This window comes from Micromonospora sp., assembly GCF_048594385.1.
GTDB classification, from domain to species: domain Bacteria; phylum Actinomycetota; class Actinomycetes; order Mycobacteriales; family Micromonosporaceae; genus Micromonospora; species Micromonospora wenchangensis.
The window spans coordinates 1-14850 of record NZ_JBMDWU010000397.1 but is presented as its reverse complement, the minus strand read 5'-3'; the positions used below and the strand labels follow the sequence as shown (position 1 = coordinate 14850).

Annotated in this window: 8 protein-coding genes; 3 read left to right on the top strand and 5 right to left on the bottom strand. The window is 76.4% G+C overall.

Going from position 1 to position 14850, the window contains the following annotated elements:
• From ACOJTC_RS21255 to ACOJTC_RS21240, 4 genes are all read right to left on the bottom strand, one after another.
• Positions 1-2352 (bottom strand): DUF5682 family protein (locus tag ACOJTC_RS21255; RefSeq protein ID WP_420118195.1); only part of this gene is annotated, 2352 nt, incomplete at its 3' end.
• Positions 2336-3499, bottom strand: a complete 1164-nt coding sequence (locus ACOJTC_RS21250; RefSeq protein WP_420118194.1) for an AAA family ATPase — start codon at positions 3497-3499, stop codon at positions 2336-2338. The genes ACOJTC_RS21255 and ACOJTC_RS21250, both read right to left, overlap by 17 nt.
• Positions 3496-8244 (bottom strand): hypothetical protein, encoded by a 4749-nt coding sequence (locus ACOJTC_RS21245; protein ID WP_420118193.1) that lies wholly within the window; start codon positions 8242-8244, stop codon positions 3496-3498. The genes ACOJTC_RS21250 and ACOJTC_RS21245 overlap by 4 nt, the downstream gene beginning before the upstream one ends.
• Entirely contained in the window at positions 8241-9116 is an 876-nt protein-coding gene (locus ACOJTC_RS21240) for a DUF4132 domain-containing protein (protein ID WP_204923156.1), read from the bottom strand. Before ACOJTC_RS21240 ends, ACOJTC_RS21245 begins: the two co-directional genes overlap by 4 nt.
• A gap of 609 nt (positions 9117-9725) precedes the next feature.
• Here ACOJTC_RS21240 and ACOJTC_RS21235 point away from each other — a divergent pair.
• The 3 genes from ACOJTC_RS21235 (at position 9726) to ACOJTC_RS21225 (ending at position 14101) form a co-directional block, all read left to right on the top strand.
• Positions 9726-11078 (top strand): nucleotide sugar dehydrogenase, encoded by a 1353-nt coding sequence (locus tag ACOJTC_RS21235; RefSeq protein ID WP_420118192.1) that lies wholly within the window; start codon positions 9726-9728, stop codon positions 11076-11078.
• Position 11079: 1 nt separating this feature from the next.
• The gene (locus tag ACOJTC_RS21230; RefSeq protein ID WP_420118191.1) at positions 11080-12456 is read left to right on the top strand and encodes a glycosyltransferase family 2 protein; all 1377 of its coding nucleotides are present in this window, start codon (positions 11080-11082) and stop codon (positions 12454-12456) included.
• A gap of 112 nt (positions 12457-12568) precedes the next feature.
• Entirely contained in the window at positions 12569-14101 is a 1533-nt protein-coding gene (locus ACOJTC_RS21225; RefSeq protein ID WP_420118190.1) for a polysaccharide deacetylase family protein, read from the top strand.
• 49 nt (positions 14102-14150) lie between these two features.
• Here the strand turns inward: ACOJTC_RS21225 and ACOJTC_RS21220 are convergent.
• The coding region (locus ACOJTC_RS21220) for a DUF4139 domain-containing protein (RefSeq protein ID WP_420118189.1) at positions 14151-14850 on the bottom strand (700 nt) is incomplete at its 5' end.

Here is a 14850-nt window from a genome sequence, read left to right as displayed (position 1 = left end):
GCCCTGCGCCAGGAGCGCCCGGCGGCCCGCCGCGTCGGCCCGCAGCCGGACCAGCAGGGCGTCCGGATCGTCGAGCACCGCCACGTCGGCGTCCGGGCCGGCGTCGTCGAGCCGACCCCGGACCACCTCCAGCAGCCGGTCCCGGCCGGCCGGGCTGACCACGTGGAAGCCGGCGCGCAGCGCCGGCAGCCGGGTGAGGAACTCCTCGTCGGGCAGGGTCTCGACCCGCTCCAGGAGCCCGTCGAACACCTCGCCGCTGGCCCGCAGCAGCGGTTCGGCGACGACCAGCAGCCCGGTCAGGTGGCCCTGGAGCTGCTGCCGCCCGGCGGGCGTGGACGCGGTGTCCACCCAGGACGCGACGAGTCGCCCGAAGGCGGCGGGTTCCCGCAGGCCCAGCAGCACCCGGACCGCCCCGGCGGCGGCCGCCATCAGCGGGGTGCCCCGGGCGGCGAGCCGGGCCAGGCAGTCGGCCAGCCGCAACCCCGCCCCGGCGGCGTCGGCCCGCTGGGCGAGCGTGGCCAGCGCCTCGGCGTCGGCCACGTCCTGCGCGCCGGCCAGCCCGTCGACCGGGCGGACCGCCGCGCTCTCCACCGCCTCGGCGACCCGGCCCAGCTCGTCGGGCGGCAGGTCGGCACCGCCCGGCAGGTGACCCAGACGCAGCCGGTCGAGCAGCGCCAGCGCGGTGACCAGCTCGCCGAGGGTGCCCTCGGCCGGCACGGTGACCGCCACCTCGGCGAGCCGGCGGGCGGCCAGCGCGGTCAGGTCGCACCGCGCGGCGTCCGCCAGGCCGGTGATCACGGCGGCGACGGTCGGGCCGTCCTCGGCGCGTTCCCGCCGTCGTCGTTCCACCAGCGCGCCCTCGGCGGCCTGCCCGAGGGTCACCCCGCGCAACCCGGCCACCTCGATCGTCGCCTCGGTCCGGGGTGACCACTGCACCCGCCACCGGGTGGTGACCGGGTCCACCCCGCCGACGCCCGCGCCGCCGACCTGTTCGGCGTACGCGACGTCACAGACCTGGAGCCGGTGCAGCGCGACCTCCCGCCGCCGGTCCAGGGCGGAGCGCAGCGGGTCCAGCCGCAGCTCCCTGGCCGGGTCGCCGGCACCGGGCAGCCGCAGCCCGGCCAGCAGCTCACGGACCGCCGGGGCCAACCCGGAACGGGGGGTGCCGGGGGCCAGCACGCCACGCCGGTCCCCGACGAGCACGTGTTCCATCGCGTGCGCCACCGCCCGGCCCCGGCCGAGCACCTCGCCGTGGGCCAGCACGCTCTGGATCGCCTCGACCAGTTCACCCCGGCCCGGCGCGGGCAGGCCGCGCAGCCGGGCCAGGTCGAGCGCGAGGCGGACGGTCTCCCGGGCCTCCCCCGGGCCCGCCGGGTGACCGGCCCGGCGGATCGCCGCGCAGACCGCCACCACGGCGTCCGTCGTCGCCGACTCGACCGCGACCGGGTCGCCGTCGGCGGTGAGGACCGACTGCTGCCACTGCGGGTCGCGGATGCCGGCGGGATAGCCCGACCGGGCGTCCAACAGCCCGAACGTGTACGGCACCAGCGACGTCACCACCGCCGGTGCGCCGGCCGGACCGGCCGGTCGCGGGGCCTCCGGCCCGGTCAGCAGCGCCGGGGCCTCCTCCCCGACCAGTAGCGCAGGGGCGTGGAACGCGCCGACCAGGGCGGCGACCCGCCGCTGCCCCGCCTCGGCCAGGCACTGCCGCATCCGGGCCTCGCGGCGCAGGTCCAGGGCGGACACCCCGGGCCCCCGCTCGGCGTCGGCGCGCAGCGCCCAGCCGACCGCGAGCGCCGCCCGGCGTACCGCCTCCGGGTCGGCGCCCGGGGCGCGGGCCTCGACCGTGCGGTCCCACAGATCCTCGTCGGCCCGCCCGCTGCCGGCGGCGCGCAGCGCGTCGGCGAACGACCGGCCCGGCGTCGGGGCGGCACCCGGTTCGCGTTCCCGCCAGGCCGGGTCGGCCAGCGGCAGGTCACACGGCACGACCGGAACCCCGTTGCGGGCGGCCCAGCGCACCGCGGCCAGCTCCGGGGAGAAGTCGGCGAACGGGTAGAACGCCGGCCCGCCGCCGTCGCCGAGGACCCCGGCCAGCGCCACCGGGGCGACGGTGGCCGGGTCGGCGAGCCACGGCAGCCACCGCCCCAGCTCCGGCGGAAGTTCCAGGAGCAGCACCTCCGGCCGGTACCCGGCCAGCAGCCGGGGCAGGGCCACCGCCAGCGCGGGCGAGTGGTGCCGTACCCCGATCAGGTACGGGCGGCGGTGCCCGGCCAGCGCGGCGACCGCGACCGTGGGGTCGACCGCCGTCGGCTCCCCGGTGGCGGGCACGGGCGGGTCAGTCGGTGAGGACATCGCGCAGTTCCCACAGCCGCCGCCACAGGCGTGCGCCGTCCTCGGCCCGTCGCCGCACCGCGCCGTCCCAGTAGCCGAGCAGCTTGGCCCCGTCGGCCGGGTCGTCCTTGCGGACCACGCCGAGCAGGTGCCCCGGCAGCAGCGACACCACGTCCCGGTCGCCGGGGAAGTAGGCCGCCGCCAGCGCCAGCGACGACGCGACCGCCACCGCCTCGGCGGTGCTCATCACGGTGGACGGCCGCTCCACCTCCCAGCCCTCGACCGACTGCCCGGCCCGCAGGTCGCGGAACGCGGTGACCAGCGCCTCCAGCACGGCGTCGTCGACGGCGAACGGGGCGTGCACCCGCTCCAGCGTGGCGCGGGCCTGCCGCTGCACCAGGGCGATCTCCTGGGCCAGGTCGCCGATCGGGCCGACGGTCTCGAAGTTGAACCGGCGCTTGAGCGCGGCCGACATCTCCGACACCCCCCGGTCGCGCAGGTTGGCGGTCGCGATCAGGGTGAACCCGGGTGCGGCGGGAACGGTGGCGTCGGCGGTGCCGGACAGCTCCGGCACCGCGATCCGCCGGTCGGACAGGATCGACACCAGGGCGTCCTGGACCTCCGGCAGGCAGCGGGTGATCTCCTCCACCCGGGCCACCGCGCCGGTGCGCATCGCGGCCAGGATCGGCGAGGGCACCAGCGCGGCGGCGCTCGGCCCGTGCGCGAGCAGCAGCGCGTAGTTCCAGCCGTAACGGAGCTGGTCCTCGGTGGTGCCGGCGGTGCCCTGCACGACCAGTTCGCTGCTGCCGCAGATCGCGGCGGACAGCAGCTCCGACAGCATCGACTTCGCGGTGCCCGGTTCGCCGACGAGCAGCAGGCCCCGCTCCCCGGCGAGGGTCACGACGCAGCGTTCGACGAGCGCCCGTTCCCCGACGAACTTGGCGGTGACGGTCAGCGTGCGGGGCAGGTCGTCGCGGCGGGCCTGCCGGGGCAGCTCCAGCGCGACACCGCCGCTGCCGACGATGAACGTGACGACCGCGCGCGGGGTCAACCGCCAGCCCGGCGGCCGGGGCCCGTCGTCGTACGCGGCGAGGAACGCCAGTTCGGCGGCGTGGGCGTGCTCGGCCGGCTGGACCTGCCGGGCCGCAGGCGTGGTCGTGGTGGTCATCGGCGCCCTTCCGTAACGAGATCGTCGAAGCGGGGTGCGTCGCCGTCGCACAGCCGGGCCCAGGCGAGCGCGAAGAGCCGGGGCGGGGGAGCCACCGGGGAGACGATGCCCAGGGCGGTCACGCCGCCCTCGCCCCCGATCAGCAGCGGGAGCTTCCACCGTTCCAGCGGCAGCAGCGGCGCCTTGAGCGCCAACCAGCCGCCGGGCAGGAACAGCGACCGCCCGGCCCGGGGCCGCTTCGCCACCACGACGTGCCCGGTCGCGGCCAGCTCGGCGCGGGCCGCCTTGAGCCGGGCCGGCTTCCAGCCGGTCCACCGGGCCACGTTGCGGTCGGTGGGGTCGGGCAGGGCGAGCAGTTGCAGGTACAGCGCCGCCGCGTCGACGCCCAGCCCGAGCGTCGTGGCGACCGTGGTGACCAGGTCGGGGGCCGAGCGGGTCGGGTCCTGCGCGAAGCCGTCGTCCATCGCCGGGACGACGTGCGACACCACCTCGGTGAGCTGGCCGCCGACCAGCGCCCGCAGCGCCGCGAGCAGCTGCTCGTTGACGTGGTCGAGGCGGGCCCGCAGCACGGCCAGCGCCGGATCGTCCGTTCCGGACAGCCGGGACGGGTACAACCGGACCCGGTGCCAGCGGTCGGTCGGCGGGACCAGCACCGGGCCGACCTCGGTGCCGGCCGGGCCGGTCGTCACCGGCAGGCCGAACGCGGCGGTGAACGCCGGCAGTTTGGCGCCGTCGACGTGCCCGATGGAGACGGTGAAGCCGGGGTCGGGCCGCCGCTGCCGGGCCAGGTCGGCGGCGACCGGCAGCGCCGCCCGCATCGGGTCGTCGACGGCCAGGTGGTACGCCAGCCACGGCAGCGTCCTGGTCAGCGCGATCAGCGCGTCGTCGTCGTCGACGCCGGTGTCGGACCCGGCCAGCCACCGGCCGGTGGCCGCGTTGGCGACCCAGTGAAGCACCGTCGAGGCCGGCAGCGGGCTGGTCACCTCGGCCTTGTCCACTCCGACGATCAACTCGTCGGGCACGGGCCGCCGGGGCCCGTGCCGCCGCACCCACTCTTCGACGATCAGATCCTGTCGGGGCCCGTCGACCCACAGCCGCGCCGGGTCCTCGGGGATCAGCCGCCCGAGCAGGTTGGCGAAGGCCTGCCGGCCACGACCGCCGGTGCCCCAGAACCGGGCCGCCGCGGCGGGTGCCGCCGGGTCGGGCAGTTCCAGGATGGTCAGCAGTTCGGCGGGGGCCTTCTCCCACACGAGCCGGGGCAGGCCCGCCAGCAGCAGCACCGCCTCGGCGTGGCTCATGCCCGCCGCCTCGGACAGGGTGCGGGCCCACTCGGGCTGCCACTCCAGCGGCTCGTTGGCTCGGGCGAGCCGGAGGAACCCGTCGATCCGCTGCGGCGTGACGTCACCGGTAGGCAGGATCTGCTCCTCGGTGATCCGGAAGCCGGGCACCGCCGAGAACCGCCCGGTCGGCGTCCAGTCGAGGACGTCGACCTCCCGGTCGTCGGTGTCGACGGCGAGCACCAGCAGCCGCCGGTCGCCTGCGGTCAGCAGCTGCCCCCGGACCTGGTCGACCGGCTGGTGGGCGTCGGCGACCAGGGTGGCCCGCCGCAGCCGGCTGCCCGGGGCGAGGAGCCCGGAGCGGGCGCACACCTCCAGCAGCGTCAGCAGCGCCTCGCGGACCTCGGACAGGCAGATCGGGGCCACCGCCCGGTACATCGCGGCCGGCAGCACCCCCAGCAGGTCGAACCAGTCGAGGTCACCGTCCAGCTGGACCCGGGCGGCAGGCGTCGGGTCGGTGCCGGTGAGCGCGGCGCCCGCGCGGGAGATCAGCCGCAGGGAGCTGTCCTCCGCGCTGTAGCAGTACTGGATCAGCCCGGCGAGTCCCTCGGAGAGCAGCCGGTCGACCGCCGGTGCCCCGGCCGGGGCCTCCTGCGCCGGCAGGGCGTTGTCCTGCTCGCCGTCGAGCACGGCGGCCAGCGGCCGCAGCCGCGTCACCTGCTCGGCGGCCCGGGTGACGAGCCCGGCGACCCCGGCGACGAGGGCGGGCGCGGTGAGCTGCGGCAGGTGCCGGGCGACCAGGGCACGCACCTGGTCGGCGTCCAGCCCGGCGGCCTCGGCCAGCAGGGCGCCGGCCTGCGCGTCGGTGACGCCGCGCAGCGCCGCCGAGCCGACCTCGTCGCGGGGTCGCAGGAAGTGCCAGTACTCCGGCGGCGGCACCAGGCGGCTGCCGGCGGCGAAGGCGGACCGCTCACCGCCGGACGGGTAGCGCCCGAGCAGGAAGCCGTCCTCGGCGCAGAGCAGCAGCTCGCCGTTGGCGCCCCGGCCACCGTGCAGCAGCCCGAAGGTGGTGTCCGCGCCGGGGAACCGCACCGCCGCCGCGAGCCTGCCGTCGGCGGCACCCGCCGGCAGGGCGAAGGACCGCCCGTTCACGGCCTCGCCGGACCAGCCGCCGTCCGCCGTGCGCCGCACCCGCCAGCCGGCCAGCCCGTCGGCGCGGCCCAGCGGGCTGTCGGACGACGTGGTGGGGCGCAGCCAGGACGCGCCGGCGTCGAGGGGTCGACCGTCGACGGTGCCGTCCTCGAAGAACGTCGGCCGGGAGAACCGTCCACGCTCGCCCGTCGTGGGGTCGTACTCCTGCCAGCCGAGCGGGTTGTCGGCGGCGCGCAGCCAGTAGGTGGTGCCGTCGCTGATGACCCGGCCACCGGTCCGCTCGGCCCGGTCGCCGACCCGCAACGGACGCCGCCCCATGGTGCGCCCGCCGCCGGGCAGCGGCAGCGACAGCTGGGGGTAGGTGGTGAAGGCGTCGTCGGCGAGGGTGAAGACGTCGTCCGGGGTGCCGCTCCAGTAGGCGGCCCGGTCCCGGCCCCGGTCCCAGCAGACCAGCAGTTGCCCGTCGACGTGGCGCAGCACCAGCCGCCAGCGGTACCGGTTCTCCCCGGCCGGGATCCGCATCAGGTGTTCCTGCTCCACCCCGTCCGGCCCGATGACCGTCACCAGGTCGCCGGTGAGCAGCAGCAGGTTCGGCCACTGCCCGGTGAGCTGCACGTCCGCCGTCGACCCGGTGAGCCGTTCGGCGGCGGTGTCCAGGGCGGGCCAGCCGTACTCGTCGAGCAGGCCGGAGCGCAGCGTCCGGCCGAGGACCGGGCCGAGGTCGTGGTCGACGAGCCGGCGTACCGCGTCGGGGTTGACGGCGAAGCCGGTCGGGCAGGCGACGGTGCCGACCCGGTCGAGGTGGTGGTCGAGCGTCGGCAGCCCCTGTCGCCCGACGGCGTCGGCGAGGGTGTCCAGCCAGCTGCGCAGGGCGGTCCGCAGGCCGGGCACCGCGACGATCTCCCGCACCCGGGGCGTCGGGTCGCGCAGGTCCCGCCCGCCGGTGCGCAGTCGCCGTTCGACGCCCTCGACCAGCATCGGCAGGAACCGGGGGTCGGCGGCGACGGCGACCAGGTCACGCCGGCCGTCGGTGTCGTCGGAGAACCAGTTGTCCAGCCGGTGCCGGACGTCGCCGTCCGGATCCGCGACGGGCACCCCCAGCGCCAGGCAGGTGTCGAGCAGGTCGAGGTCCACGGCGTCGTGGGCGCGGCAGAGCGCGACCGGCACCCCGTCGGCCTTGAGCCGTCCCGCCATCCGCTCCACCAGGGCGAGCAGCCCGGGGTGCCGCTTGCGGACCCGCCACGAGCGGCGTTCCCGGTGCTCGTCGAAGCGGCGCAGCCAGCCGGCGGGCCCGTCGGGCGACTCGGCCTCGGCCGGGACGGCACCCGCCGGCCCGGTCAGTGCGCGGGTGGCGTCGGCCTCCTCCAGCACCGCCAGCCAGACGTCGTCGCCGCAGTTGCGGGGGGTGAGCCCGAGCAGCCGGCCGCGCAGTGCGGGGTCGGCCGTGGCGAGCCGGGCCAGTGGCTGCCGGTAGGCCGTCCAGAACGCCTCCGGGGCCCGGTGCAGGGCCGGCGCGGCCAGCAGCTCGCCGAGCACCCGCTCGTCCTCGGTGGCCGGGTCGAGGCCGGCGGCGCGGGCCAGCCGACGCAGGTCGGTGTGCATCGCCGCGTACGGCGGCAGGCCGCCCAGGGTGCGCTCCACGCACAGCCGCAGGAACATCGCGTACGCGTCGGCGGGCGTGCGCCGGGTCGCCAGGTCCCGGGCGTGGCCGGAGAGCGCCTTCGCGGTCAACGCCCCGGCCAGCGCGAACTCCAGGAACACGGCGTGCTGGCGGTCCTCGTCGATGGTCAGCCCGTAGGCGCGTTCGGCGTCGCGGGCCTTGCCGAACATCGTCGCCGCGTGGGTGACGCTGTCGGCGGCGAGGAACGCCCGGCCGGCCTCCTCGTAGAACGTCGGCAGGAAGTGCGGCACCGACCGGGCCAGCCGCTCGCCGAGGGCGTTGAAGCCGTCCTTGGCCGGGCCGACCCGGGAGCGCGCCGTGCGGGCCAGCCGCTCGATCTCCTTGACCAGGGCGAGCGCGTGGTAACCGTTGGCGGGGTCGTTGACCAGCGCCCACGCCGGGAAGCCGAGCGCCTGCTGGCGGACCACGCCGACCGGGGTCACCCGCTCGGGTGGGGCGAAGCCCAGGAACTCCACGGACAGGTCCTCGGCCTCGCCGAGCGCGCCGCTGACCAGCCGGACCACGGTCCGTCCGGCGAGGACGGGGTGGGTGTACCGGCGGGCGGTGAGGGTGTCGGTGGTGTCGTCCTTGGCCACCACCGTGCCGACGGGCAGCACCGCGCCCGCCTCCAACAGGTCCGTCGCGTCGACGCTCACTGGTCCTCCTCCTGCTCTGCTGCCACGACCCGGCCGGCGTACAGCGCGGCGGCCATCCGGGTTCCCTCCGACCAGGCCACCGGGCCGACCTCGCCCAGCGGCAGGGCGGTGCCGTGTCGGTCGGTGAAGACGAGGTCACCGGTCTCGGTCTCGTAGTACGGGTCGTCCGCGCCGACCCAGGAACGGGCCTCGACGGTGACGCCGTTCTCGACGATCCGGCAGACCGCGTTGCCGCCGCGGACGGGGTAGCCGAGCGACGTCGCGCGGGCGGTCAGGTGCCGTAGCTGGTCGTACCGGCCGCCGGCGTAGCCGCCGTAGCGGGTCGCCGTCGCGTCGACGTCCGTGCCCCGGACCCAGGTCTGCCGGAAGAGCTGGTCGACGGACTGGCGGACCTGGAGTTCGGCGGCGAACTCCCGCAGGTCGTCGAGGTCGTCGAGGGTGACCGGGTGGGGGATGACGACCCGGTCGGCGCTGCGGCGGACGCTGTCGCCGTCGAGGTCGACCAGTCCGACCTGGCCGTCGCCCACCTCGCGGAGCAGGCCCACGCCGTCCGGGTCGCGCCGGCCCTCGTCGTCGAGCACCGCGACGACGAGGTCGGTGAGCGCGGTGCGCCACGCCTCGTCCGGCCACACCTCGGTCAGGACCGCGACCGGCACCGGCAGCGACCGCACCATCCAGCGTTCGATGTCGGTGCGGCACTGGGTCTCGTGCCGGCCCAGCCACTCGGTGAGCTGCCGCAGCCCCACCACGGTCGGATCGTCGCGCAGGGACGCCGGGACGGAACGCAGTTCCCGCCCCTTCGCGTTCCGGGCGACGACGTCGCCATCGCGGAGAGTGACCTGGTAGCCACCCGACACCTCTGACCATCCCATGTGGACACTCCACGTCTCGACGGAAGAAGACACCGGAGGCTAGCCCACCCGGGCGACAAAGTCGGGGCGTCGTCCCGCCACCCGGTGACGACCCGGCAACGACACGACGACCTCACTGTCGGTGACCATTGATGGGCGTGCCGGGAGATGTCCAGCGGGCCGCGCCACCCCGCCCGCCCGGCACCGCGCCGCACCCGCGCCCGGCAAGCCGCCGTACCCGCGACCGGCAAGGCTTCGCGGACCGCGACCGGCGGACCACCCCGGGGTGTGGCACCACCCCGGGGCAACGGCCCCGGCCCGCCGCGCCGGCCGGGGCAGGGCGGTGGAGCACGGCCGGCGGCTCACCGCCAGTGATGATTCTTACTCGACGTCGACCGCCGAGGGCACCGTGACCGGCGGGGCCGGTGAGTCGGTTGGGACGACCGTGAGTCAGGACACCGGGGCGACAACGACGCGTCCGGGCTGCCACCGCGCCGAGAACTGACCGAACGGACAGTCACCGACCGTAGTCTTTCTGCGGCCGGGCGTCTGTTCGACGGACAGCCGACGGGGCGACCGGATCGGCACTCTGGGGTCATCCCCGTTCACCTTCCGTGAGGGCCACCGACCATGTCGCAGCTCCTGCCCGCCCCCCGGGCCGACGTCCCGACCACCGCCCCCGTCTCCCCCGTCGCCCCGCCGGAGCCGGCCGTCGCCGGCCCCGGTGCGCGTACCGCAGTGGTGGGCCTCGGCTACGTGGGCCTGCCGACCAGCCTGGCCCTGGTCGCCGGCGGCGCCCGGGTGACCGGGGTGGACATCTCCCCGGACCGGCTCGACGACATCCGGGCCGACCGGGCCGACCTGCTCGACGACGACCGGAGCCGGCTCCGCGAGACGCTGCGGGCCACCGACCCGGCACTGCGCCTCACCACCGCGGTCGCCGAGATCGCCGACGCCGACACGGTGTTGATCTGCGTGCCCACCCCGGTGGACCGGCACCTCGCCCCCGACCTCACCGCGTTGCGGGCCGCCTGCGCGGCGGTGGTCGCCCACGCCCGCCCCGGCCAGACCATCGTGCTGACCTCCACCAGCTACGTCGGCACCACCCGCGAGCTGCTGGTCGAGCCGCTGGCCGCCCGGGGCCTACGGGTCGGGCAGGAGGTCTTCGTGGCGTTCGCCCCGGAACGGGTCGACCCCGGCAACGACCGGCACCGGCAGGAACTCACCCCCCGGGTGGTCGGCGGCACCACGCCGGAGTGCACCGCGCGGGCCGCCGCCGCGCTGGCCCGGATCACCCCGCTGGTGCACCGGCTCGGCTCCCCCGAGGCCGCCGAGATGACCAAGCTGTTGGAGAACACCTTCCGGGCGGTGAACATCGCCCTGGCCAACGAGTTCGCCGACCTCTGCCGGGACCTGCACCTGGACGTCACCGAGGTGATCGACGGGGCGGACACCAAGCCGTACGGGTTCATGGCCTTCCAGCCGGGCCCGGGGGTGGGCGGGCACTGCATCCCGTGTGACCCGCACTACCTGCTGTGGCAGGTCCGTGGGCAGCGCCGCGAGGCACCGCTGATCGAGACCGCGATGCGGGGGATCGCCGCCCGCCCCCGGCGGGTCGTCGACCGGATCCGGGAACTGCTCGCCGGGGCCGGCCGCCCGCTGCTCGGGGCCCGGGTGCTGCTGGCCGGGGTGACCTACAAGCCCGGGGTCGCCGACGTCCGGGAGTCCCCCGCGCTGGAGATCATCGGCGAGCTGGTCCGGGCCGGCGCGGACGTCGCCTTCGTCGACGACCTCGTCGACACGGTCCGCACCCCCGACGGCCAGCTCCTGCACCGGGTCGCCGACCCGGCCGACCGGGAGTGGGACCTGGTGGTCGTGCACACCCGCCAGTCCGGCCTGGACGAGGCGTGGCTGCGCGGGCAGCCGATGGTGCTCGACGCCACCTACCGGCTCACCGGACTGCCCCGGCGGGAGGTCGTCTGAGATGCCGGCGACCGCCCCCGTCCGGCGCGGCCTGCGCCGGCTGCTCACCGTGCTCGCGCTGCTCCCGCTGATCGTGCTGCTGGCCCGCCAGTTGCCCCTGCTGCCGTACGCCCCGCTGCTGGCGTTCTACGGCTTCGCCGTGCTCACCGCCACCGTCGCCGTGTTCTACCTGGCCTACGCCCGCTACGTCGACCCGGCCGAGGCCCCGGCGCAGCCCCGGCACGCCGCCACGTTCCCGCCGCTGCCGCCGTCCCCGACGGTCAGCCTGCTGGTGGCCGTGAAGGACGAGGCCGACGGCATCGAGGCGTGCGTCCGGTCGATGACCGGCAGCGGGTACCGCCCGTTGCAGGTGATCGTGGTCGACGACGGCTCCACCGACGGCACCGCCGAGGTGCTCGACCGGCTCGCCGCCGAACTCCCGGTCACCGTGCTGCACCTGCCCCGCAACGTCGGCAAGAAGCGGGCCCTGGTGCACGCCGCCCGGCACGCCACCGGCGAGGTGCTCGCCTTCACCGACTCCGACTGCGTACTCGCCCCGGACGCGGTGGGACGCTGCGTCGAGGCGCTGCTGCGGCAACCGGACCTCGGCGCGGTCAGCGGCCACGCCCGCGCGCTCAACCCCGACGAGTCGCTGCTCAGCCGGGTGCAGGACGTCTGGTACGAGGGCCAGTTCCGGGTCTCCAAGGCGGCCGAGGCGTCGTTCGGGGCGGTCACCTGCGTCTCCGGCCCGCTGGCGGTGTTCCGGCGGGAGGCGGTGCTCAACTACCTGCCCGCCTGGGCGGCCGACCGGTTCCTCGGCGGCGAGTTCCGGTTCGCCACCGACCGGCAGCTCACCGGCTACGTGCTGGGGCAACGCTGGATCGGCGACCGGCTCAAGGCGCGCTTCGCCGACTCGCCGTTCGTCCGCGACGAGGACCACCCGCCGCGCGCCTGGCGGGTCGGCTACGTCCGCTCGGCGAAGGTGTGGACCACCGTGCCGGCCCGGCTGCGGCCGTTCCTGCGCCAGCAGACCCGCTGGAAGAAGAGCTACGTGCGGAACCTCTTCTTCACCGGCACGTTCATGTGGCGGCGGGGGGCCGGCCCGGCCGCGCTCTACTATGGACACGCGCTGTGGGTGGCGCTGGCCCCGGCGATGGCCTTCTCTCACCTGATCTGGGCGCCGCTGCGCGGCTGGTGGGCGGTGCCGCTGCTCTACCTGTGCGGGGTGCTGCTCAAGGGCACCGCGTGGGGGCTGGCCTACCGGCTGGACAACCCGGGTGACCCGCGCTGGGCGTACCGGCCGTTGATGAGCGTGCTGTCCGCCACCGTGCTGTCCTGGCTGCTGCCCTGGTCGGTGGGGACGATCCGGCGCGGCGTGTGGTCGCGGAGCACGGTGTGAACGCCGGGCGGCGGGTGCTGACCCGGCTGGCCCGGGTCGCGCTCACCCTCGCCGGGGCGGGGACGCTGGTGCTGCTCTACGCGGTGGTGTTCACCCGGGGCGAGGTGCTCCGGTGAGCCGGCTCTGGCCCCGCGCGCTCGGCGGGCTGCTGTCGCTGGTCACCCTGCTGGTGGTGGCGGCGCCCTTCGGGGTGTCCTGGTACCTCGACGACCTGCGCCGCCACGTCAGCGGGCAGCACGACACCCCGGTCACCCGGGTCGACCCCGCCGACCTGCGCCGCTTCACCGAGACGGCCGGGCGGCTGCCGGACCGGGCCGCGCCGGTGGTGGTCGCGTACCACGACATCCGGCCGCACGGCGACGACCCGGCGGCGACCGAACCGACCGGCCGGGAACACTACGTGGTCACCCCGGAGGCGTTCGACGCCCAGCTCACCGCGCTGCGCACCGCCGGCTACCGGACGATCTCCTCGGCCCAGTACGTCGACTACCTGCGCGGCGGGAGCGTCCCGCCCCGGTCGGTCTACCTCACCTTCGACGACGGCACCCGAGGGCTGTGGTCGTACGCCGACCCGATCCTGCGGCGGCACCGCATGGTGGCCGCCTCCTACCTGATCACCGCTCAGGTGGGCACCCACCGGCCGTACTACCTGAGCTGGGCGGAGATCGACCGGATGCGGCGCTCCGGCCGGTGGGACTTCCAGGCGCACACGCACGACCTGCACACCCGGGTGCAGACCGCGCCGGGGCGGCTCGGCTCCCCGCTGACCCACCGGCGCTGGGAGCCGGCCACCGGTGCGCGCGAGAGCCTGGCCGGCTACCGGCAGCGGTTGACCGCCGACTTCGACGCGATGTTCGCCGCGTTCACCGACCACCGGCTGCCCCGCCCGCAGTTGTTCGCGTACCCGTTCTCCGAGATCGGGGACGCGACGACCGACCCGGAGGCCGCCGCGTTCAGCCGCGACCTGATCGCCACGCGGTTCGTCGCCGCGCTGACCAACAAGTCGCTCGCCCCGCAACCGAGCAGCCGCCGGTCGGCCGCCGACGGGCAGGTCGAACGGGCCGAGGTGTACGCCCGCACCACCGCCGCCGAACTGGTCAGCGCGGTCGTCGAACGCACCGCCGTGCCCGCCGTGGTGACCGACCCGTTCGCCCGTTCCTGGGACTGGCGTGACCAGCACGGTGAGCCGATGACCGACCTGTCCCCGCTGACCGGCGGCCGGTTCCCCGCCGACAGCCCACGTCGCGCCTACGGCACCCTGCTCGCGTACGCCAGCGCGGACTGGACCGGCTACACGGCCGACGCCACCGTGCGCGGCCTGCGCGCCGACGGCGGCACCGTCACCCTGCTGGTCGGGGTCAACGGCGACGCCACGGTCTTGGTCCGGGTGACGCACGGCCGGGTGGCGGTGCTGCGTGCCGGCCGGGTGGTCGCCGAGGCCGCCGTGGACCCGGCGGCCACCCACCGGGTCACGGTCACCGTGCGCGACGGCGTGACGGTGGCCCGGGTCGACGGCGGCCCGGCCCTGCGGGTGTCCACCCCCACCGGGCCGGGTGCCACCGGCGGGCTGGCCGTGGCGATCGACGACGCGCAGGGGCGGCCCCACCCGTCGGTCGCCGCGCTCACCGTGACGGCCGTCGGGTGACCGCCGCGACCCGCCCGGCCGGCCGGGCGGGTCGCGGCGGGAACGCCCGTCACTCCCGCCAGCCGGCCAGCTCCACGCCCTTGCCGAGTTCGACCCGGAACCCGAGGGTGATGTCGCCGCCCTCCCCCGGCCCGAGCCGCAGCCGCCAGGTCAGCTCGCCCAGGTCGGTGCGCTCGTCCGGCGGCGGGACGACGGTGGCCTCCCGGACGGTCACCGCCTCGTCGCGGGAGACCGGCAGCTGGTCGCGGACCTCCACCGTCGCCGGTCGCGGGGTGTGGTTGGCCACGCTGATCCGGTACTCCACGTCCCGCCGCCGGGTGGAGCCGAGCGCGGCCCGGGTGTCGGAGCGCCGGGTCAGCTCGCGTTCCACCCGGACCCGGTCGTCCACCCCGAGTGCCACCTCGGTCTCCTCACCGGGCGCCCAGGTCGGCAGCCGGGTGGTGGCGACGAAGTCGGCGTCGTGGAACACCGCCGCCGGGCCGGGCAGCAGGGTGTGCGTGGAGGTGTTGCGGACCGTCGCCCGCAGGTGCGCCTCGGCGGCCCGCAGCGGCACGGTCACGTGGTCGAGGCGGACCGGCAGGTCCAGTACGGCAATGACGGCCCGGTAGGCGCTGCCGTCGGCGGGCACCGCCACCGGGCGGGCCGGCCGGTAGGTCGCGGCGGTGACACCCGGCTCGACCTCGGCGACGCTCTCCCGCACGACCGGGCGCGGCCCGCCCGCGCGGGCCGCCCCACCGCCTCCGGCCGGG